The 19,769-nt window shown below is 70.4% G+C and carries 17 protein-coding genes; 10 read left to right on the top strand and 7 right to left on the bottom strand.

The features are described 5' to 3' along the window. Nucleotides 1-228 precede the first annotated feature (228 nt). From AC3WLN_RS20220 to ppa, 3 genes are all read left to right on the top strand, one after another. A complete protein-coding gene (locus tag AC3WLN_RS20220) occupies nt 229-735 on the top strand; it encodes a GNAT family N-acetyltransferase (protein ID WP_492484253.1) in 507 nt (168 codons plus the stop codon). A gap of 76 nt (nt 736-811) precedes the next feature. Continuing rightward, the gene (locus AC3WLN_RS20215; protein ID WP_492484251.1) at nt 812-1,141 is read left to right on the top strand and encodes a hypothetical protein; all 330 of its coding nucleotides are present in this window, start codon (nt 812-814) and stop codon (nt 1,139-1,141) included. Nucleotides 1,142-1,266: 125 nt separating this feature from the next. Next, the gene (gene ppa, locus AC3WLN_RS20210; RefSeq protein ID WP_055948297.1) at nt 1,267-1,815 is read left to right on the top strand and encodes an inorganic diphosphatase; all 549 of its coding nucleotides are present in this window, start codon (nt 1,267-1,269) and stop codon (nt 1,813-1,815) included. Between the two features lie 65 nt (nt 1,816-1,880). Here ppa and AC3WLN_RS20205 read toward each other — a convergent pair whose 3' ends face one another. Continuing rightward, complete coding sequence (locus tag AC3WLN_RS20205) at nt 1,881-3,137, bottom strand: FAD-dependent monooxygenase (RefSeq protein ID WP_492484249.1); 1,257 nt, start codon at nt 3,135-3,137, stop codon at nt 1,881-1,883. Nucleotides 3,138-3,386: 249 nt separating this feature from the next. On the opposite strand from AC3WLN_RS20205, the gene tesB reads away from it, so the two are divergent. From tesB to AC3WLN_RS20180, 5 genes are all read left to right on the top strand, one after another. Further along, entirely contained in the window at nt 3,387-4,265 is an 879-nt protein-coding gene (tesB, locus tag AC3WLN_RS20200) for an acyl-CoA thioesterase II (RefSeq protein WP_492484255.1), read from the top strand. A gap of 340 nt (nt 4,266-4,605) precedes the next feature. Next, nucleotides 4,606-4,944: a P-II family nitrogen regulator gene (locus tag AC3WLN_RS20195; protein WP_056467014.1), complete on the top strand. Its 339-nt coding sequence runs from the start codon at nt 4,606-4,608 to the stop codon at nt 4,942-4,944. An 89-nt stretch (nt 4,945-5,033) separates the two neighbouring features. Then, complete coding sequence (locus tag AC3WLN_RS20190; protein ID WP_492484246.1) at nt 5,034-6,539, top strand: ammonium transporter; 1,506 nt, start codon at nt 5,034-5,036, stop codon at nt 6,537-6,539. A 325-nt stretch (nt 6,540-6,864) separates the two neighbouring features. Continuing rightward, nucleotides 6,865-7,821, top strand: a complete 957-nt coding sequence (locus AC3WLN_RS20185) for a TorF family putative porin (protein ID WP_492484244.1) — start codon at nt 6,865-6,867, stop codon at nt 7,819-7,821. Nucleotides 7,822-8,027: 206 nt separating this feature from the next. Beyond that, on the top strand, nt 8,028-10,706 hold the full coding sequence (locus AC3WLN_RS20180; RefSeq protein ID WP_492484242.1) for a DNA translocase FtsK: 2,679 nt from the start codon (nt 8,028-8,030) through the stop codon (nt 10,704-10,706). Between the two features lie 20 nt (nt 10,707-10,726). Here AC3WLN_RS20180 and AC3WLN_RS20175 read toward each other — a convergent pair whose 3' ends face one another. Together AC3WLN_RS20175 and AC3WLN_RS20170 are read right to left on the bottom strand one after the other, a co-directional pair. Continuing rightward, nucleotides 10,727-11,767, bottom strand: coding sequence for an aldose epimerase family protein (locus AC3WLN_RS20175; RefSeq protein WP_492484241.1), 1,041 nt, complete (start codon nt 11,765-11,767; stop codon nt 10,727-10,729). A 55-nt stretch (nt 11,768-11,822) separates the two neighbouring features. Next, the gene (locus AC3WLN_RS20170; RefSeq protein ID WP_492484239.1) at nt 11,823-13,604 is read right to left on the bottom strand and encodes an ABC transporter ATP-binding protein; all 1,782 of its coding nucleotides are present in this window, start codon (nt 13,602-13,604) and stop codon (nt 11,823-11,825) included. 207 nt (nt 13,605-13,811) lie between these two features. On the opposite strand from AC3WLN_RS20170, the gene AC3WLN_RS20165 reads away from it, so the two are divergent. Continuing rightward, nucleotides 13,812-14,753 (top strand): metal ABC transporter substrate-binding protein, encoded by a 942-nt coding sequence (locus AC3WLN_RS20165; protein WP_492484237.1) that lies wholly within the window; start codon nt 13,812-13,814, stop codon nt 14,751-14,753. Between the two features lie 10 nt (nt 14,754-14,763). On the opposite strand, the gene moaD is transcribed toward AC3WLN_RS20165, so the two are convergent. The 4 genes from moaD to AC3WLN_RS20145 all read right to left on the bottom strand — a co-directional run bounded on the left by moaD (nt 14,764) and on the right by AC3WLN_RS20145 (nt 18,633). Then, complete coding sequence (moaD, locus tag AC3WLN_RS20160) at nt 14,764-15,015, bottom strand: molybdopterin converting factor subunit 1 (protein ID WP_492484235.1); 252 nt, start codon at nt 15,013-15,015, stop codon at nt 14,764-14,766. A gap of 14 nt (nt 15,016-15,029) precedes the next feature. Next, a complete protein-coding gene (pgsA, locus tag AC3WLN_RS20155) occupies nt 15,030-15,629 on the bottom strand; it encodes a CDP-diacylglycerol--glycerol-3-phosphate 3-phosphatidyltransferase (protein WP_463780678.1) in 600 nt (199 codons plus the stop codon). A gap of 58 nt (nt 15,630-15,687) precedes the next feature. Further along, the gene (uvrC, locus tag AC3WLN_RS20150; protein WP_492484233.1) at nt 15,688-17,799 is read right to left on the bottom strand and encodes an excinuclease ABC subunit UvrC; all 2,112 of its coding nucleotides are present in this window, start codon (nt 17,797-17,799) and stop codon (nt 15,688-15,690) included. Nucleotides 17,800-17,898: 99 nt separating this feature from the next. Beyond that, nucleotides 17,899-18,633 carry a chemotaxis protein gene (locus AC3WLN_RS20145; protein ID WP_492484231.1) on the bottom strand — a complete coding sequence of 245 codons (735 nt, stop codon included), beginning with the start codon at nt 18,631-18,633 and terminating at the stop codon, nt 17,899-17,901. Nucleotides 18,634-18,880: 247 nt separating this feature from the next. On the opposite strand from AC3WLN_RS20145, the gene AC3WLN_RS20140 reads away from it, so the two are divergent. Next, nucleotides 18,881-19,729 (top strand): L,D-transpeptidase, encoded by an 849-nt coding sequence (locus tag AC3WLN_RS20140; protein ID WP_492484229.1) that lies wholly within the window; start codon nt 18,881-18,883, stop codon nt 19,727-19,729. Nucleotides 19,730-19,769 lie beyond the last annotated feature (40 nt).

The following is a 19,769-nucleotide window of genomic DNA, read 5'->3' as shown; positions in this document are numbered from 1 at the left end:
GGTTGAACACGGGGGCGGAGGAACCGGGGGGAGGCGGGGGAGGCGGAGGCTGCTGATCTACCAGTGCGCGGCGGCTGCGGCAAACGGGCTGTGGCCTGCGGGGAGCAACCGGCATCCACCTTGCGTTGCTCGGAACCGCCTTGTCTTCGCCCGGATCGTCACCTCCGATGCGGTGATCGACACCGATAGCGAACCGTCCATCGTCTTCATCGAGCGCGGGGATCCGTCATGCGTACGAGCACCACCAGCATCCGCCGCGCCCGTCCGGTCGACGCCGACCGCCTGGCGGATTTGTTCGACGAGACCTGGCGCGAGGCCTATCGGGGGATCATCCCCGGGGTCGCCCTCGAGCGCATGATCTCGCAGCGCAGCTCGCAATGGTGGCTCGGTGCAACCCAGCGCAGCCGCCCCCTCGTGGTGGTCGAGCAGGAAGGCAGCCTCGTCGGCTACGCGATCTACGGACCCGCGCGGGGCCGCCTCCTCCAGGCACCCGGCGAGATCGACGAACTCTACATCCGTCCCGCCTATCAGGGGCTCGGCCTCGGCCGGCGCCTGTTCCGGGCCGTCTCCAACGACCTCGCCGACCATGGCCTCGTCCGCGTCGGGGTCTGGGCGCTGGAGGGCAACGACCGGGCCCGGACCTTCTATGCCGGGCTCGGCGGCGCCGAAATCGGCCATGCCGTCGACCGGATCGCCGGAACGGTTCTGCCCAAGGTCGGTTTCCGCTTCACCTGACGGCGCCGAAGCCGGGACCGCCCCAGGCGGTCCGGTCCGGCGGACCAGGCCTCGCGGCAAAGGGACGGGACCACGGATGAGCGTGACGGCAGCGGATTGGGACAGGCGGGTCACGGATCTCAGCGCCAAGCTGCCGGACCGCATCCGCCGGGCGGTGGACTGGCTGCGCGAGCCCTCCCGGTTCTGGGTCCGCCTCCTGGCGTCGATCCTCTTCATCCTGGGCGGCATCTTCTCGATCCTGCCCATCCTCGGCCTGTGGATGCTGCCGGTCGGCCTCGCGCTCCTGAGCCAGGACGTGCCCGCCCTCAAGGTGCCCCTGGAGCACGCGGCACGCTGGATCGAGCGGACCTTTCAGCGCCTCGCCGCGGCCTGGCGCCGGCGTTTCGGGCCCTCGGATCGTCCCTAAGGCGGCGCCCGACAATTTCGCACAAACGTCGCCCCCTGCCGCAAGGTACGATTTCCTTCGCGGCGGAAGGGCCTTAAGAAACCCGGCAACGGGGCCAGAATGCCCCTGCTTGCGGGAGCACAGACATGATCATCGATGCGGTCTCGATCGGCAAGAATCCGCCGGACGACGTGAACGTCATCATCGAGGTGCCGATCGGTGGCGACCCGATCAAGTACGAGATGGACAAGGAGGCCGGCGCCCTGGTGGTCGACCGGTTCCTGTATACGGCGATGCACTACCCGGGCAATTACGGCTTCATCCCGCACACCCTGTCGGGCGACGGCGATCCCTGCGACGTGCTGGTGGCCAACACCCGCGCCATCGCCCCGGGCGCGATCATCAGCGCCCGTCCGATCGGCGTGCTGGTGATGGAGGACAATTCCGGCGAGGACGAGAAGATCATCGCCGTGCCGTCGCGCCACCTGACCATGCGCTACGACCGGATCGAGAACTACACCGACCTGCCCGACATCACGATCCACCAGATCCAGCACTTCTTCGAGCACTACAAGGATCTGGAGCCCGGCAAGTGGGTCAAGATCAAGCGCTGGGGCGGTAAGGAGGAGGCGCACCGCCTCATCCTCGAGGGCATCGAGCGCGAGAAGGCCAACAAGGCCGCCAAGGGCAAGTAACCGCCCGGAATCCGGACTCCGAACGGCGGCGGTCCTGCCATCGGGAAGGGCCGCCGTCTCGCGTTTCAGAGAGCCTCGCCGCGCATCAGGCGGGGCTGCGGGCCGCGCGCCGCCGCCGCCTCGCCGATGAACAGGCGCTTCAGGCCCGGCAGCCGGTCGACGAGACCGAGGCCGAGGTCGCGCGCCAGGCGCAGCGGCGTCGCGTCGTTCGAGAACAGGCGGTTGAGCCCGTCCGTGACCGCGCCCATCGCCACGGTGTCGAAGCGGCGCGCGCGCTCGTAGTGCCTCAGCACATCCGGGCTCCCGGGGTCGAGGCCGAGCCGAAGGGCGTCGGTCACCGCCTCCGCCAGCACGGCCGCCCCGGCGAGACCGAGATTGAGCCCCTGACCGGCGATGGGATGGATGACGTGCGCGGCATCGCCCAGGAGCGCGAGGCGCTCGCCGCGGAAGCTCCGGGCCATGCCGAAGGCGAGGGGATGGGCGCTCGGGCCCCGCTCCAGGGACAGGCGGCCGAGCGTCAGCCCGAAGCGGCGCTCGATCTCGGCCAGTGTGTCCTCCGGGCCGCCGCCGGTCAGGGCCGGCACGTCCGCCGCCCGCTCCGTCCAGACGATGGAGGAGCGATGGCCGAGGGCGCCGCCGTCCACCAGGGGCAGGATGGCGAAGGGGCCGCTCGGCAGGAAGTGTTCGTAGGCCCGGCCCGCATGGTCGCGGGCGTGCCCGATCGTGGCGACGAGCCCCATCTGCGGATAGGACCAGCCGACCCAGCCGATCTTGGCCGCCTCCCGCAGGCGCGAACGCGCCCCGTCGGCCGCCACCAGGAGGGCGGCCTGCAGCACCCGGCCGTCACCGAGGGCGAGGCGGATGGTGCCGCCGGCCGGAGCAGCCTCGACGATGCCGACGGGCTCGAACACCACCCCGGCCGCCTCGGCCGCCGCCAGCAGGGCGGCCACCAGCGGCTCGGCCTCCACCATGTGGGCGAAGGGTGTGCCGGCTTCCGCCTCCTGCGCGAAGGTGAGGAAGACCGGCCGCACGGGGTCGGCGAGCCGGCTGTCGCTCACCACCATGTCGTGGATCGGCTGGGCCGCCCGGCTCGCCGCGTCCCAGACGCCGAGGCGCTCGAACATGCGCCGCCCGCCGGCCGCCACCGCGTAGGCCCGCCCGGCATGGCGCGCCGCGCCGGCGCCGAGGCCGGGATCGCACAGGGTGACGGTGAGCGCAGGCCCGTTCGCCTGCGCGAGCGCCAGGGCGAGGGTCAGGCCGGGAATGCCGGCGCCGGCGATGACCACGCTGCGCGACGTGCCGGGCTTCCTCGTTGCGTCCATGCCGATCCCCGCCCTCCGCGCTGCCGGAAAGGGAGTGCCATTCCCCGGCGCCGGGGGCAACGCGCGACGCCGGGCATCGAGCCCGCCGCATCGTCGCTGGCCGCGATCACGGTGGAGGCCGGACGCCCGGGCCATCGCGATCCTTGCCATACCGATCCTTGCCGGCACGATGGTTCACATGTGAAGGATCGCCCCGGGCGCTGCGGCGACCACGCGGCCCGGGGATCGCCGGGCGACCAGGGAAGCGGCATGACCGGCATCGTCACCGAACTCCTCGACATCCTCGACCTGAAGAGCCTGGAGCCGGATCTCTTCCGGGGCGAGAGCCTGCAGACCGGCTGGTTTCGGGTCTTCGGCGGGCAGGTGGTGGCGCAGGCCCTGGTCGCGGCCGCCCGCACGGTGCCGGGCACCCGGCCGCCCCATTCCCTGCACGCCTACTTCCTGCTCGGCGGAGATCCCGCGGCGCCGATCGACTACGCGGTGGAGCGCATCCGCGACGGGCGCAGCTTCACCACCCGCCGCGTCGTCGCGCATCAGCATGGCCGGGCGATCTTCGCGATGTCGGTCTCCTTCCACGACGCGGAGGAGGGGGCCGCGCACCAGGCGGTCATGCCCGACGTGGCGCCGCCGGAGGACGTGCCGGAGGCGCCCGCCGCCACCGCCGATGCCGCCCGCCACGGTCTCGCGATCCCCGCCCCGATCCTCTCGTATTTCGGGCGCCGCCGCCCGATCGAGCTGCGGCCCGTCGAGATCGAGCGCTACCTGCGCCGGGCCCCGCGCGAGCCGCGCTTCCACGTCTGGATGCGGGCCGTCGACCGCCTGCCCGACGATCCCGCGATCCACCGCGCCGTCCTGGCCTACGCCTCCGACATGACGCTCCTCGACGCGACCCTGATCCCGCACGGCCAGACCGTGTTCGACCCCGAGATCCAGTCGGCGAGCCTCGATCACGCCCTGTGGTTCCACCGGCCCTTCCGGGCCGACGACTGGCTACTCTACGCCCAGGACAGTCCGAGTGCCGGAGGCGCGCGCGGCTTCGCCCGTGGCCAGATCTTCACCCGCGACGGCACCCTGGTCGCCTCGGTGGCGCAGGAAGGCATGATCCGGCCGCGCCGGAACGAGACCTGACGGGCGCCGGAACCCGGACGACGCCCGCCACGCATCCAATTTGCCTGTCTGATCGGCGATCTGCCTAATTAGCGCGCAAACTTGGCCGGAAAAACGCCGCGTCTTGAATCAGCGCCCGGCCACTTCTTGGGCAGAACCGCGACCGGCGAAAAAGTTCCTCTGGCATAGTCCTTGAATATGGGGGGCGAACGCACGGGCCGGTCACGGTCCGTGCGGACCGGCCGGTCCGATCCTGTCGCGACGCTTGCGTGCGCCGGCCGGTGGCCTCCACGCGCGCAAGTCTCTCGTCTGCCTGTTTCTCGTCTGTCGAACTCAACTCGTACCGAAGGGGGCGTCGCCCATGAAAATCGTGATGGCCATCATCAAGCCGTTCAAGCTGGAGGAGGTGCGCGACGCTCTGACCGGCATCGGCGTTCACGGCCTCACCGTCACCGAGGTGAAGGGCTACGGCCGCCAGAAGGGCCACACCGAGATCTACCGCGGCGCCGAGTATGCCGTGAGCTTCCTGCCCAAGCTCAAGATCGAGGTGGCGGTGGCCTCCGACCTCACCGCCAGCGTCATCGACGCGATCGCGGCGGCCGCCCGCACGGGCCAGATCGGCGACGGCAAGATCTTCGTCGTGCCTCTCGAGAAGGCCGTCCGCATCCGCACCGGCGAGACCGACGTCGACGCCCTCTGAGGCGACCCCCGACCGGACGCCCCCGTCCGGCCAGACCTGACATTTCCTCTTCACAACAGCATCGCACCGCGATCGGGAGTCTCGTTTCCATGAAGCTTCGCAATGCCCTGGCGCTCGGGCTGGGGGGCGCCGCGCTGGCGCTCCTGTTCATCGAGCCATCCCTCGCGCAGACGCCCACGGCGGAGGCCGTGCCGGCCGCCGCGAGCGCCGCGCCCGTCCCGAACAAGGGCGACACCGCCTGGATGCTCATCTCCAGCGCCCTGGTGCTGCTGATGGTGGTGCCCGGCCTCGCCCTGTTCTACGGCGGCCTCGTGCGCACCAAGAACATGCTCTCGGTGCTGACGCAGGTCTTCGCCATCGCCTGCATCTCCTGCCTCCTGTTCGTGATCTTCGGCTACAGCCTCGCCTTCACCAACGGCGGCGGCCTCAACGACTTCGTCGGCGGCCTGTCCAAGGCCTTCCTCAAGGGCATCGACGCGAACTCCACCGTCGCCACCTTCTCGAACGGCGTCGTGATCCCCGAATACGTCTACATCTGCTTCCAGATGACGTTCGCGATGATCACTCCGGCCCTCATCGTCGGCGCCTTCGCCGAGCGGATGAAGTTCTCGGCGCTGGTCGTGTTCATGATCCTCTGGACCACGCTGATCTACTTCCCGATGGCGCACATGGTCTGGTACTGGGGCGGCCCGGATGCCGTCGGCAACGCCGCCAAGGCGCTGGCCGCCGCCACCGACGACGCCTCGAAGGCGACCGCCCAGGCGGCCCTCGACGCCGTGAACGCCGATGCCGGCCTGCTCTTCAAGTGGGGCGCCCTCGACTTCGCCGGCGGCACCGTGGTGCACATCAACGCCGGCATCGCGGGCTTCGTCGGCTGCCTCATGCTCGGCAAGCGCATCGGCTACGGCCGTGACCTGCTCGCCCCGCACTCCCTGACCATGACCGCCATCGGCGCCTCGCTCCTCTGGGTGGGCTGGTTCGGCTTCAACGCCGGCTCGAACCTCGAGTCCAACGGCACCGCCGCCATGGCCATGCTGAACACCTTCGTGGCCACCGCCGCCGCAGCCCTCTCCTGGCTGTTCGTCGAGTGGATGCTGAAGGGCAAGCCGTCGCTCCTCGGCATGCTGTCGGGTGCCATCGCGGGTCTCGTGGCCGTCACCCCGGCCGCCGGTTTCGCCGGCCCGATGGGTTCGATCATCCTCGGCCTCGTCGCCGGCGCGGTCTGCTTCATCATGTGCTCCACGGTGAAGAACGCGCTCGGCTACGACGACTCCCTCGACGTCTTCGGCGTCCACTGCATCGGCGGCATCATCGGTGCCCTCGCCACCGGCATCCTGGTGAACACCGACTTCGGCGGCGTCGGCCTGCCGGACTACACCTCGAAGCCGGGCGAGCTCGCGGTCGGCGCCTACGAGACCTCCGCCGCCCTCCTGAGCCAGCTCAAGGCCGTCGGCTTCACCATCGTCTGGTCGGGCGTCGGCTCCGCGATCCTGTACAAGCTCGTCGATCTCACCATCGGCCTGCGCGTCACCCAGGACGAGGAGCGCGAGGGCCTCGATATCGCCGATCACGGCGAGCGCGCCTACAACTACTGAGACGACCGATCCGCGAGGGCGCCCGGACCATCGGGTGCCCTCGGTCTCGGCACGGAAGGCCCCGGTCCTCGCGACGGGGGCCTTTCGCGTTCCGGGCCCGTCGGTCCGCTGCAGGAGCGGGCCACCACCACGGCTGTGGCCGCGAGGCAACAGCGCCGTGGTAACGCCGGCGTGAACCCGGAACTGCCCAGAAAAGCTGCATTTGCTCGAAAGTTGATTTTGCCAAGAACAGACGCTTTCCCCATCGTCCCGACAGAAGACAAAACGGGGGTCTATGGCAATGATGGGCAAGTCGGGAGCCGGCGCGGCGGCAGCGGTTCTACTGTTGAGCCTCGGTTCGCTTCAGGCCGATGCGGCCGACCTCGCGGTGCCGAAGACCATGCCGGTCGAGGCCAAGGCGCCCGATCCGCTGATCAGCTTCGCGTTCGGCGCGCGCTACCAGACCGACTATAATTTCCGCGGCATCTCGCAGTCGAACCTGCAGGGAAGCTATCAGACCTTCTTCGAAGCGCAGTATTTCGACAACCTGGCCTATACCGGCTTCGCCACCTACCAGACCCGCCTGCCGACCCGGGGCGACATGGAGTTCGACCTGGTGGCGGGCATCCGCCCGACCTTCGGCAAGTTCGCCTTCGACCTCGGCATCCTCTATTATTTCTACCCGCGCGAGCAGCGGATCTTCATCCCCGGCTCGGCGCCCGTTGGCCCGTTCCCGGCGACGCCCTTCACCACCGCGAACACCGACTATTACGAGGCCGCCGGCAAGGTTCTCTACACCGCCACCGACGAACTCACCCTCGGGGCGAACGTGTTCCACTCGCCGAACTTCCTCGGCACGCACGCGATCAGCACCTACGTCTCGGGCACCGCGGCCTACCTGCTGCCGGCGACCCTGTTCCCGTTCCTGCCCTCGCCCTACGCGGGCGGCTTCTCGCTCTCCAGCGAGGTCGGCTACTTCTTCCTCGGCGCCGCCAAGTCCTCGGCCACCGGCATCAACCCGGTGACCGGGCGCTTCAATTCGTTCGACCTGCCGAGCTACCTCTACGGCAATGTCGGCCTGTCCTACACCTACAAGAACGTCATCCTCGACGTGCGCTACCACAACACCGACCTCAACAAGGTCCAGTGCGCGGCCGTCACCGGCGACTTCCGCCAGCTCGGCAATGGCGGCGTCTCGAAGTGGTGCGGCGATGCCGTGGTCGGCTCGATCACCTTCCAGGCCTCCACCGCCGCCCCCGGGATCTTCGCCGAACCCGGCGGTCTCTCGAACCTGTTCCGCTGATCCCCTTCATCGGGGGCTCCGGGGCGACCCCGGGGCCCTCCGGCCGACACCCGGCCCGCGCGACGACGGGTGGGGGCGGGGTGTCGCTCTGGCCTTCCGTAGGTTTGGCGCTGCGCCGGCTTGGAAGGAAAGTCTCAACCTTAGCCGCCCGTTAACTTCGCCGACGCTACCGTCACCGGACAGTTCCCCATCGTGTCTGGTACCGCATGCGCTCGCTTCGCCGTTCCGCATCGCCCTACGATACTTTCGTTGACAGCTTTCGCCCCTTCCTGGCCAAGCGGATGACGGAGTTGGGCGGTCTCGTGCTGTTTGCCGGTGCCACCGCGCTGACGGTCGCCCTGGCGACGTGGTCGATCGACGATCCGAGCCTGAACCACGCCACCGACCATCCGGCCCACAACGTCCTTGGCACCGGCGGCGCCGTCGTGTCCGACCTGGCGATGCAGCTCCTCGGCCTCGGCTCCCTGGCCTTCGTGCTGCCCCCGGCGCTCTGGGGCATCCAGCTGATGCGCTCGCGGATGCTGCCCCGCGGCGGCCTGCGCCTCACCCTCTGGATCATCGGCTTCTTCGCCGCGAGCGCGGTGGCGAGCGCCTTGCCCTCCACGGCGCGCTGGCCGCTGCCCACCGGCCTAGGCGGCGTCGCCGGCGACGCGCTGATGCATGCCGCCCGCACGATGCTCGGCATCGTCGCGACGCCGCTCCTCGCCTTCGCGGGCTTTCTCTTCGCCGGCGTCGCTATCCTGTGCCTCACCGGGGCGTGCCGGGTCGGCGAGGTCGATGAGGAGGATCTCGACGCCTACGATGCTCCGCCGGCCCCGGCACGCCAGCCGGCACGCGGCCGTCCGGATGCCAGCCAGGACGGTCGCTACGAGGACGACGAGCCGAGCCTCGGCATCGTTTCCCTCGGGGCGATGGCCCAGGCCGTGATGGGCGGACGCGCGGCCCTGGCGACGCGCATCGCCGATTGGCGCGCCGAGCGCGCGGCGGCCGCCACCGCGCTCGCCTATGCGGGGGCCTCGCCGGCCCTGGCCGCGCAGCGCGCCTTCGCGGCGCCCGAGGATGCCCCCTGGGCGACCCACGCCCCCGACGCCCGGACGGCGCCGTCCGATGGCCGGCGCGAGCCGGTCTTCGACGCGCCGCCCCAGGCTTCGGCCGCCGCACGGCGCCCGCTGCCGCCCGTGCATCACGAGGACGAGGAGGCCGACGAGGCGGACGATGTCGAGGCGCCGCCCGCCGAGGCCGCGGCGCCGGCGCGTTCCCGCGTGGCGCCTGCCGCTCCGCCGCCGGTCCCGGCCGCCGCCCGCCGGGCGGCACCGCCCCAGCCTCAGAATGCCGAGAACTACCGGCACCCCGCCCTGGAGCTTCTCGCCGACGCGCCGCGCCTGCCCGCCTCGAGCCAGATCTCGTCCGAGGCCCTGGAGCAGAACGCCACCCTGCTCGAGGCCACCCTCAGCGATTTCGGCGTGCGCGGCGACATCCTGGCGGTGCGCCCCGGCCCGGTGGTCACCCTCTACGAACTGGAGCCGGCGCCCGGCACCAAGTCGAGCCGCGTGATCTCGCTCGCCGACGACATCGCCCGCTCGATGTCGGCGGTCTCCGCCCGCGTCGCCGTGGTGCCGGGCCGCAACGCCATCGGCATCGAACTGCCGAATGCAAGGCGAGAGACCGTGTACCTGCGCGAGTTGCTGGCCTCGGCCGATTTCGCGGAGACGAAGCAGAGCCTCGCCCTGTGTCTGGGCAAGAACATCGGCGGCGAGCCGATCATCGCGGACCTGGCCAAGATGCCTCACCTGCTGGTGGCCGGCACCACGGGCTCGGGCAAGTCGGTGGCCATCAACACGATGATCCTGTCGCTCCTCTACCGGATGAAGCCGGAGGAGTGCCGCCTGATCATGGTCGATCCGAAGATGCTGGAACTCTCCGTCTACGACGGCATCCCGCACCTGCTCTCCCCCGTCGTCACCGACCCGAAGAAGGCGGTCATCGCCCTCAAATGGGCCGTGCGCGAGATGGAGGAGCGCTACAAGAAGATGTCGAAGGTCGGTGTGCGCAACATCGACGGCTTCAATGCCCGCCTCGCCGAGGCGCGCGGGCGCGGCGAGATCCTGACCCGGACCGTGCAGACGGGCTTCGACCGCGAGACCGGCGAGGCCGTCTACGAGACGGAGGAGATGGATCTCTCGGCGCTGCCCTACATCGTGATCGTGGTCGACGAGATGGCCGACCTGATGATGGTGGCGGGCAAGGACATCGAGGGGGCGATCCAGCGCCTGGCGCAGATGGCGCGCGCGGCGGGCATCCACCTGATCATGGCGACCCAGCGTCCCTCGGTGGACGTGATCACGGGCACGATCAAGGCCAACTTCCCGACCCGGATCTCCTTCCAGGTGACGAGCAAGATCGACAGCCGCACGATCCTGGGCGAGATGGGCGCCGAGCAGCTGCTGGGCCAGGGCGACATGCTGTTCATGGCCGGGGGCGGGCGCACCACCCGCGTGCACGGGCCGTTCTGCTCGGATTCGGAGGTCGAGAGCGTGGTCGCCCACCTCAAGCGCCAGGGCCGGCCCTCCTATCTCGAGGCCGTCACGGCGGAGGAGGACGCCGCCTCGGGGGGCAAGGGCGGCGCCGACGAGATCGAGGTGGCCGGCGCGGTCTTCGACCAGGGCAGCTTCGGCGAGGCCGGCGGTGACCTCTACGACCAGGCGGTGCAGGTGGTGCTGCGGGACAAGAAGGCCTCGACGAGCTACATCCAACGCCGCCTGCAGATCGGCTACAATCGTGCTGCCTCCCTCATGGAGCGGATGGAGATCGAGGGCATCGTCGGCCCGGCCAACCACGCCGGCAAGCGCGAGATCCTGATCGAGGCGGATTCGCACCACGGTTGAGGCGCCCGGCAGCGCCCGGCCTACGCCACGGTTCCGAACCGATAGGTCGTGGTCGCCCGGAACGGCGCGTCCGGCCGCAGGACGGAACTGGGAAAGGCCGGGTGGTTCGGTGCGTCCGGGAAGCCCTGCGCCTCGAAGCAGACCGCGTCGCCCGCCCGGTAGAGCCCGCCGCCGGAGCCCGTCACCGTCCCGTCGAGCATGTTGGCGGTGTAGAGCTGCAGCCCCGGCTGGGTCGTCGCCACGGTGAGGCAGCGCCCGCTCCCCGGATCGACCGCCTGCGCCACGACGCGCAGGGTCCCGTCGCCCCCGAGCACGTAGGTGTGGTCGTAGCCGTGGGCGAGCGCGAGCTGCGGATGCGCCGCCCGGATGCGCGCCCCCAGCGCCGTCGGCGTGCGGAAGTCGAAGGGGGTGCCGGCCACGGGCAGCACCGCGCCCATGGGGATCTGCTCGGCATCCGTCTCCAGCACCGCCTCCGCCGCGACGGTGACGACGTGGCCGAGGGCCGAGCCCGCGCCCTCGCCGGCGAGGTTGAAGTAGCTGTGATTGGTCAGGTTGAGGATCGTCGGCCGGTCGGTGACGGCGGCATACGCGATGGCGAGGGTGCCGTCCGCCTCCAGCCGGTAGGTCACGGTGACATCGAGGTTGCCCGGAAAACCCTGCTCGCCGTCGGGGGAGCGGTAGGCCAGGGTCAGGCTTGCCGCATCGGCGGCCTCGACCCGCCAGATCCGGCGGTCGAATCCCTCCGGTCCGCCATGCATGGTGTTGCGGCCCTCGTTCCGTGGCAGCCGGTACACCTGCCCGTCGAGGCTGAAGCGGCCGCCGGCGATCCGGTTGGCGTAGCGCCCGATCAGCGCCCCGAAATGCGCGTCGCTGGCGGCGTAGCCGGCCAGATCGGCGGCCCCCAGGACGACGTTGGCGACGCGGCCCGTCCGGTCCGGCACCTCGATCCGGCTGACGATGCCGCCGTAATCGAGGATCTGCACCCGCAGGTCGCCCCGCGCGAGGGTGTGGCGGGTCACCGCCGCGCCGTCCGCGGTGGTTCCGAAAGGCTCTGTCCGCATCGAGGTCCGCATCCCGCTCCGGCCGGCTCAACGCGCGGCGGGCGGATCGGTCCCGTCAGGCCGGCACGGCCGCGTCCTCGGCATCCCCGGAAAGCTGCATCCGGTGGAGCCGGGCATAGGCGTCGCCCGCCGCCACCAGGGCCTCGTGCCGGCCGGTCTCGACGATGCGCCCGCTCTCCATCACGACGATGCAGTCGGCGTCGCGCACGGTGGAGAGGCGATGGGCGATGACCAGGGTGGTGCGGCCCCGCATCAACCGCAGGAGCGCGTCCTGGACGAGGCGCTCGGACTCGGAATCGAGGGCACTGGTCGCCTCGTCGAGGAGGAGGATCGGCGCGTCCTTGAGGAAGGCGCGGGCGAGGGAGATGCGCTGGCGCTCACCCCCCGAGAGGCGTCCGCCCGAAGGCCCGACGGGGAAGTCGTAGCCCTCCGGCAGGCGGCTGATGAAGCCGTGCGCCGCGGCCGCCCCGGCCGCCGCCTCGATCTCGGCCCGGGTCGCCCCCGGCCGGCCGAAGCCGATATTGGCCGCGATGGTGTCGTCGAACAGGACCACGTCCTGCGAGACCACCGCCACCGCCGCGCGCAGGGAGGCGAGGGAGACGGTGCGGAGATTCTGCCCGTCGATGAGCACCGCACCCTCGGTGACGTCGTAGAGGCGCGGCACGAGGTTGAGGAGGGAGGATTTGCCCGAGCCCGAGCGGCCGACCAGGGCCACCGTCGCCCCGGCCGGAACGGTGAGGTCGATGCCCTCCAGGGCCGGCGCGTCGGCCCGGTAGCGGAAGCGCACGCCGGTGAAACGGATCTCGCCGCCGGTCACCCGGAGCGGCCGGGCATCCGGCGCGTCGCGGATCTGCGGCGCCTCGTCCATCAGGGCGAAGTAGCGCTGCAGGGCCGCACCCGCCTCCTGCAGGATCGCGTTGAGGGTGCCGAGCGTCCGGATCGGCTGGGAGGCCAGCAGCAGCGCCGTGACGTAGCCGGTGAAGTCGCCGACCGTGCGGTCGCCGGAGGTCACGCGCTGGCCGACCAGGGCCAGAACCGCGGCGACCGCGAAGCCGCCGCCGATCTCGAGGAGCGGGTCGAGGCGGCCGCGGGCATTGGCGGCCTTCATCTTGAGCCGACGCACCTCGTCGAAGGCGCCCTGCGCCCGGCCCTTGAGGTAGCCCTCCAGGGCGTAGGTCTTGGCGATGCGCGCGCCCTGCAGGCTCTCGGTGATCAGGCTGGCGGTCAGGCCCATCCGTTCCTGGGTCGCGGTCGAGACCCGGCGCAGCTTCCGGCCGACCCGGCCGATGGGCCCGGCCACGAACGGCACCACCACGCCGGCCACCAGGGTCAGGAGCGGGTCCATCCAGACCAGGGCCGCCACCAGGGCGATCAGCATGGCGATGTCGCGCAGGAGCACGGTGGAGATGCGGGTCAGGGCCTCCTTGATGAAGGCGAAATCCGTGGTGAAGCGCTGCGTGAACGCCGCCGGGCTCTCGCGCCCGAGCTGGGCGAGGTCGGATTCGATGAGGTGCCCGTACAGGGCCGCCTGCATGTCGGCCTCGACGCGGGTGACGACCCGGTTGGTCAGGACGTTCTGGCCGAACAGCGCGAAGCCGCGGATCGACGTGATGGCGATGACGATCACCGGGCCGTAGGCGAGGGCGGCCATGTCCTTGCGGTCGAAGGCGTCGAAGGCGAGCTTGATCAGGGTCGGGTACAGGCCCGTCGCCGCGCCCACGACGGCGATGAGGACCAGCACCACCGCGAGCGTCGGCCGGTGCGGCCGCAGCCATTCCCGCCAGACCCGGCCGAGGAGGGGGAGGATGTCGCTCTTGGGAAGCGCCCGTCGCGCCATCTGATCCGCTCTTTCCGGTGTCCGTGCCCGCCCGAGGGCGCCCGGGCCGTGACTGCCCGGGGTGTTTGCGTCCGCATCCCGGCGAGATCAAGGGAAACACACGGGGACCCGGCCCGGCCCGCCACCGGACCCGAGGCCCAATCTCGGGCTTGGAAATGTGATAATGTTACAGTAGAGCCGACGGGTTCACCGAAAGGATCGCCCCCGATGCCGCTCCGGCTGCCGCGCCTGCCCGTCGCCCTCGTGCTTCTCCTCGGCCTCCTCGGGCCGGTCTCGGCGGCGGAGGCCAAGCTCCGCGCGGTGGCGAGCTTCTCGATCCTGGCCGACCTCGTCGCTCAAGTCGGCGGCGACCGGGTCGCGGTGACGTCCCTGGTCCAGCCGAACGCCGACGCCCACGGCTACGCGCCGGCGCCGAGCGATGCCCGCACCCTGGCCGACGCCCAGCTCGTGGTGGTCAACGGTCTCGGGCTGGAGGGCTGGATCGACCGCCTGATCAAGGCCTCGGGCACGAAGGCGCCGGTCGTCGTCGCCTCCGCCGGGGTCAAGCCGATCGAGGCGGAGGACGACGATCACAGCCATGGCGGGTCCGATGGCGGGTCCGGCCACGCGCACGGCCATCACGACGATCCCCATGCCTGGCAGAGCATCGCCAATGCGCGGATCTACGTCGCCAACATCCGGGACGCCCTGGTACGGATCGATCCGGACAACGCCGCGGCCTACGCCGACAACGCCAAGGCCTACCTCGCCACCCTCGACGCCCTCGACGCCGAGGTCCGGACGGGGATCGCCGCGATCCCGAAGGCCCAGCGCCGGATCATCACCACCCACGACGCCTTCGGCTACTTCACCGCCGCCTACGGCCTGACCTTCATCGCCCCCCAGGGGGTGTCGACGGACAGCGAGGCGAGCCCGCGCGACGTCGCCCGCATCATCCGGCAGATCCGCCAGGAGAAGATCCCGGCGGTATTCCTGGAGAACATCAGCGACCCGCGCCTGATGCAGCAGATCGCCCGCGAGAGCGGGGCCGCCATCGGCGGCAAGGTCTTCTCGGACGCCCTCTCGGGGCCCGACGGGCCGGCGCCGACCTACGTGGCGATGATGCGCAACAACCTCACGGCCTTCACGACGGCCCTGGGCAAGCGCTGAGGCCCGAGCCTCAACCCCCCGTCATGGGGGGAAAGAACGCGATCTCGGAAGCGCCCGCGATGGGCGCGTCGGGTTTGGCGTGGACCCGGTCGATCGCCGCGCGCACGATGCCGGTGGTCTCGAAGGCATAGGCGTATTCCTCGCCCCGGCCGCGCAGCCAGTCGACGAGGTCCGAGACCGTGACGATCCCGGCGGGAAGGTCGACGGTCTCCTCCGCCTTGCCGACCCGCTCGCGCACCCAGGCAAAATAGACGAGCTTCATCGCGATGGTGTTCCTCAACGCGGGTCGTCGATGACGTGCTTGATGCCGGCGCGCAGGTAGTCCCAGCCGGTGTAGAGCGTCAGCGCGGCGGCGATCCAGAGCAGGACGGTTCCGGCCCGGATCGTGCCCGGCAGAATCGTCTCCCCGGCGGGGCCGGCGACGAGGAAGCCGATGGCGATCAGCTGCACGGTGGTCTTCCACTTGGCGACCTTGCTCACCGGCACGCCGACTTTGAGCTCGGCGAGATACTCGCGCAGGCCCGAGACCAGGATCTCCCGGCACAGGATCACGATCGCGGCCCAGAGGGTCCAGCCCACGATGGTGTTGTCGGCCGCCAGCATGAGGAGGCAGGCGGCCACCAGCAGCTTGTCGGCGATGGGGTCGAGCATCCGTCCCAGGGCCGAGCTCTGGTCGTAGGTCCGCGCCACGTAGCCGTCGAGGTAGTCGGTGATCGCCGCCAGGATGTAGACCGCCAGGGCGCCGAAGCGCGCGCTCGGCTCGTTGGGCCAGTACAGGAGCGCGACGACCACGGGCACCGCCACGAGCCGCCCGTAGGTGAGGCAGTTCGCGAGCGTCCAGGCTGGCGACCGGCGGCGGGTGAGGACGGGATTCATCGCAGGCGTGAAACCATGTGCGGCGGTGGGGGTCAACCGCTCCGGCCCGCCGATATCCTCACGCATGGGTGTGGAAGAAGTCGTACACGGCCCGGGCCGTAGCGGCGTTGACCCCGGGGGTCTTCGCCAGATCCTCGAACGCCGCCCGCTGAATCGCCTTCACGGTGCCGAAATGATGCAGTAGGGCGCGCTTGCGGCTCGGCCCGATCCCGGCGATCTCGTCCAGGGGATTCTTCACCATCTCGCGCTTGCGCTTGGCCCGGTGGCTGCCGATGGCGAAGCGGTGCGCCTCGTCGCGCAGGCGCTGCACGAAGTAGAGGGTCGGGTCGCGCGGGGGCAGCTTGAAGGGCGGCCGGCCGGGCACGAAGAAGGTCTCTCGCCCCGCGTCGCGGTCCCGGCCCTTGGCGATGCCCACCAGGGCGACGTCGGTGACGCCGATCTCCTCCAGGGCGGTGCGGGCGGCGTCGAGCTGCCCCTTGCCGCCGTCGATCAGCACGAGGTCGGGCCAGGCCGGCAGGGTGTCGCTCTCGGGCGGCGCCGCGGCGACGGGCTCCTGGGCGCCACCCTCGCTCGCGGCGATGGCGGCCTCGCGCGCCGTGCGCGGGTTCTCCTTCACGAGGCGCTTGAAGCGGCGCTGCAGCACCTCCCGCATCATCCCGTAATCGTCGCCGGGCGTCAGCTCCTCCGACTTGATGTTGAAGGTGCGGTAATGCTGCTTGGCGAAGCCCGTCGGCCCGGCCACGATCATGCCGCCGACGGCGTTCGTGCCCATGATGTGCGAGTTGTCGTAGACCTCGATCCGGCGGGGCGCGCCGGAGAGCCCGAAGGACTGGCCGAGGGCGACCAGGAGCTTGCCCTGCGAGGCGGTGTCGGCGAGGCGCCGGCCGAGGGCCTCCTTGGCGTTGCGCTGGGCGTACTCGACGAGGTTCTTGCGCTCGCCGCGCTGGGGCTGGTGGATCTCGACCCGGTACTCGGTGCGGCTCGACAGGGCGGCGGCCAGCAGCTCAGCATCCTCGATGGCGTGCGAGACCAGGACGCTGCGCGGCGCCGGCTTGTCGTCGTAGAACTGGCCCATGAACGAGGCCAGTACCTCGTCCGGCGTCATGCTGCGGTCGGCCTTGGGGAAATAGGCGCGGTTGCCCCAGTTCTGGAAGTTGCGGAAGAAGAACACCTCGATGCAGAACTGGCCGGCCTGCTCGTCGAGGGCGAAGACGTCCGCCTCCTCGACGCCCTGGGTGTTGACGCCCTGCGTGCCCTGGATCGCCGACAGGGCCGCGATGCGGTCGCGGAACCGGGCCGCGCGCTCGAACTCCATCTTCTCCGAGGCGTCCTGCATCTCCTCGCGCATGCGGTCCTTCACCGCGTTCGACTTGCCCGCCAGGAAGCTCTTGGCGCTGTCGGCCAGCGCCCGGTAGTCGGCGAGGTCGATCTCGCCGGTGCAGGGGCCGGAGCAGCGCTTGATCTGATAGAGCAGGCAGGGCCGGGAGCGGTTCTCGTAGTAGCTGTCGGTGCAGGTGCGCAGCAGGAAGGCCCGCTGCAGGGCGTTCACCGTGCGGTTCACCGCCCAGACGCTGGCGAAGGGGCCGTAATAGCTGCCCTTCCGGCGCCGGGCACCGCGATGCTTGATGATCTGCGGCGCTTCCGAATCCGCCGTGACGAGGATGTAGGGGAACGACTTGTCGTCCCGCATCAGCACGTTGAAGCGCGGCTTCAGCTGCTTGATGAGGTTGGCCTCGAGCAGCAGCGCCTCGGTCTCGGTGGCGGTGGTGACGAACTCCATCGCCGCCGTCTGCGAGATCATGCGGGCGATGCGGTTGGAATGCGCCTGGCCCCGGGCATAGGAGCCGACGCGCGCCTTCAGGTTCTTGGCCTTGCCGACGTAGAGCACGTCGCCCTTGTCGTCGAACATCCGGTAGACGCCCGGCGAGGTCGGCAGGGTGGTCCAGAACCGCCGGATCACCTCGGTGCCGGCCTTGACCGCGCCCTCCTCGAAATCGAAGTCGATCTCGGGGGCGTCGTCGGCCTGGGCGTGGTCCTGCGCGTCGTCGGCGGCGTCTTCCTCGCCGAAGCCGTCCTGCAGGACGCCTTCCGGGTCGTCGAAGCCGTCAGGCGGCAGGTCCTGCGCGGAACGGTCTCTCGAGGCGTGGTCTTTCGCGGGCGCGCGGCTCATGCCGCTGACTTAAGCCTCGCGGAATGGAGAGGGAAGGGGCGCCGGTGGGGATCGGCGCCCAGGCCGGTTGGGATCGGCGCCTGGGAAGTGCGCTCGCGCTCAGTCGAACAGCGCGTCGATGTCGCCCTGGTCGACATGGCCGATATCGTCGGCGAGCCTCGGACCGTTGAGGAGCGAGCTCTCGTCGTCGATGTCCACTCTCGGGGGAGGCGCGCCCAGCAACTCGCTGAAGGTGTCGAGGCCGCCCCAGGCCTCGATCATCCGATCGAGGTGCTCCTCGATGAACTTCAGCACGCCGACGATCTTGTTGATGCGCTGGCCGGTCAGGTCCTGGAAGTTGCAGGCCTCGAAGGCGACCACGACGCGGTCGAGGATCGCGTCGATGTTCTCGCGTCCGGCCATGGTGGTGGTCATGGCGCGCAGCATGCTCGCGTTGGTCTCGATCTCCTCGATCGCGCCCAGGATCGTGCTGGTGGCGCGCTCGGTGGAGTCCACCACCGCGTCGAGCTCGCCGGCCACCCGGCGCATGCCGTTGCCGGTGTTCTCCGAGCGGTAGAGGGTCGCGATCTCCTGCTTGGTGCGGGTGATCGCCTCCTTCATCACATCGAGCTCGGAGCGCATGGCGAAGGCTTCGTTGAGCTCGCGCCGGCAGGCCTCGATCGTCTCGACGGTGCTCGTCTGCGTGACCTTCCGCAGATCCTGGATCGCCGCGAGGATCTCCTCGAGGCGCTTGCCGTTCAGGGTCACCGCCTCCGACGAGGCGGCGGCTTCGACGGCCACGGCGGGACCTGCGAGCCCGAGGCTGTCCTCGATACGGTAACGTTTGAGAGTCATCGGTCGCGATCAGCCGGAAAGAGTGAAGCCGGATGACGATGCCGCCAACTGATTGCGATTTCTTGAACGCCGCAACCGGTTCGCAACCTTTACCGGCCGTTCACGCTGAATCCGACGATCTGTTCGAAGCCGCGCTCGCGCTGAACGATTCACCATGTTCCTTCACCGGGTGCTCGCCCCGGTCCCCGATCCTCCGGGCATGTCGGACCCGCGGACGGGTCCGACCGGTCTTGGAGCGTGGACGAGCATGCGGTTCGATTGGTGCGTGGCCGTGGCCTGCCTGACGGTGGGCCTGGCGGGGCAGGGGGCACAGGCGCAGTCGCAGGGATCGGCCCGGCCCGGCGCCTATGGCGGGGGATTCATCGAGTACATGCTCGGCAGCGGCGCGGATGCGCGCCCGGCCTCTCCCGCTCCGGTCCGTTACGTCTCCCGCCTCGCCGACGAGCGGGTCACGACGCGCGATCCCGGCCCCTCTGGTGTGGCAGGGGCTTCGCGCCAGCTCCAGTCCGGTGACCGGGTGCCCGAGGAGCGCGTCGAACGTCGCGAACCGCTGCCGATCGCCGCGGCTTTCCTGCGGCCACCGGTCCGTGTCGCCGCTCTCCCGTCTGCCCAGGGTCTGGAGCCGGACGTCGAGCGCATCGCCCGTGCGCCCGACCCGCGCTACGCCCGGCAGGTCGTGTCCTTCGACGGCCCGCAGCGGCCGGGGACGATCGTGGTCGATACCCCCGGAAAGTTTCTCTATCTCGTGCAGCCCGGGCATCAGGCGATCCGCTACGGCATCGGCGTCGGTCGGCCGGGCTTCGCGTGGTCGGGCCTGAAGACGATCAGCCAGAAGCGGGAATGGCCGGACTGGACCCCGCCGCAGGAGATGATCCGCCGCCGCCCGGACCTGCCGCGCCACATGGCCGGCGGCCCCGGCAATCCGCTCGGGGCGCGGGCGCTCTATCTCGGCTCGTCGCTCTACCGCATCCACGGCACCAACGAGCCGCACACGATCGGCCAGAACGTCTCGTCCGGCTGCATCCGGATGATGAACGAGGACGTCATCGACCTCTACGAGCGCACGCCCGTGGGCACCCGGGTCGAGGTCCTGTGAGCGCGACCTGAAACGCGCGGAGCCGGGGCCCGTCCCCGGG

This window comes from Methylobacterium sp. FW306-05-D, assembly GCF_058782155.1.
The sequence above is the reverse complement of the archived record's forward strand: the minus strand, read 5'-3'. Positions and strand labels throughout refer to the sequence as shown.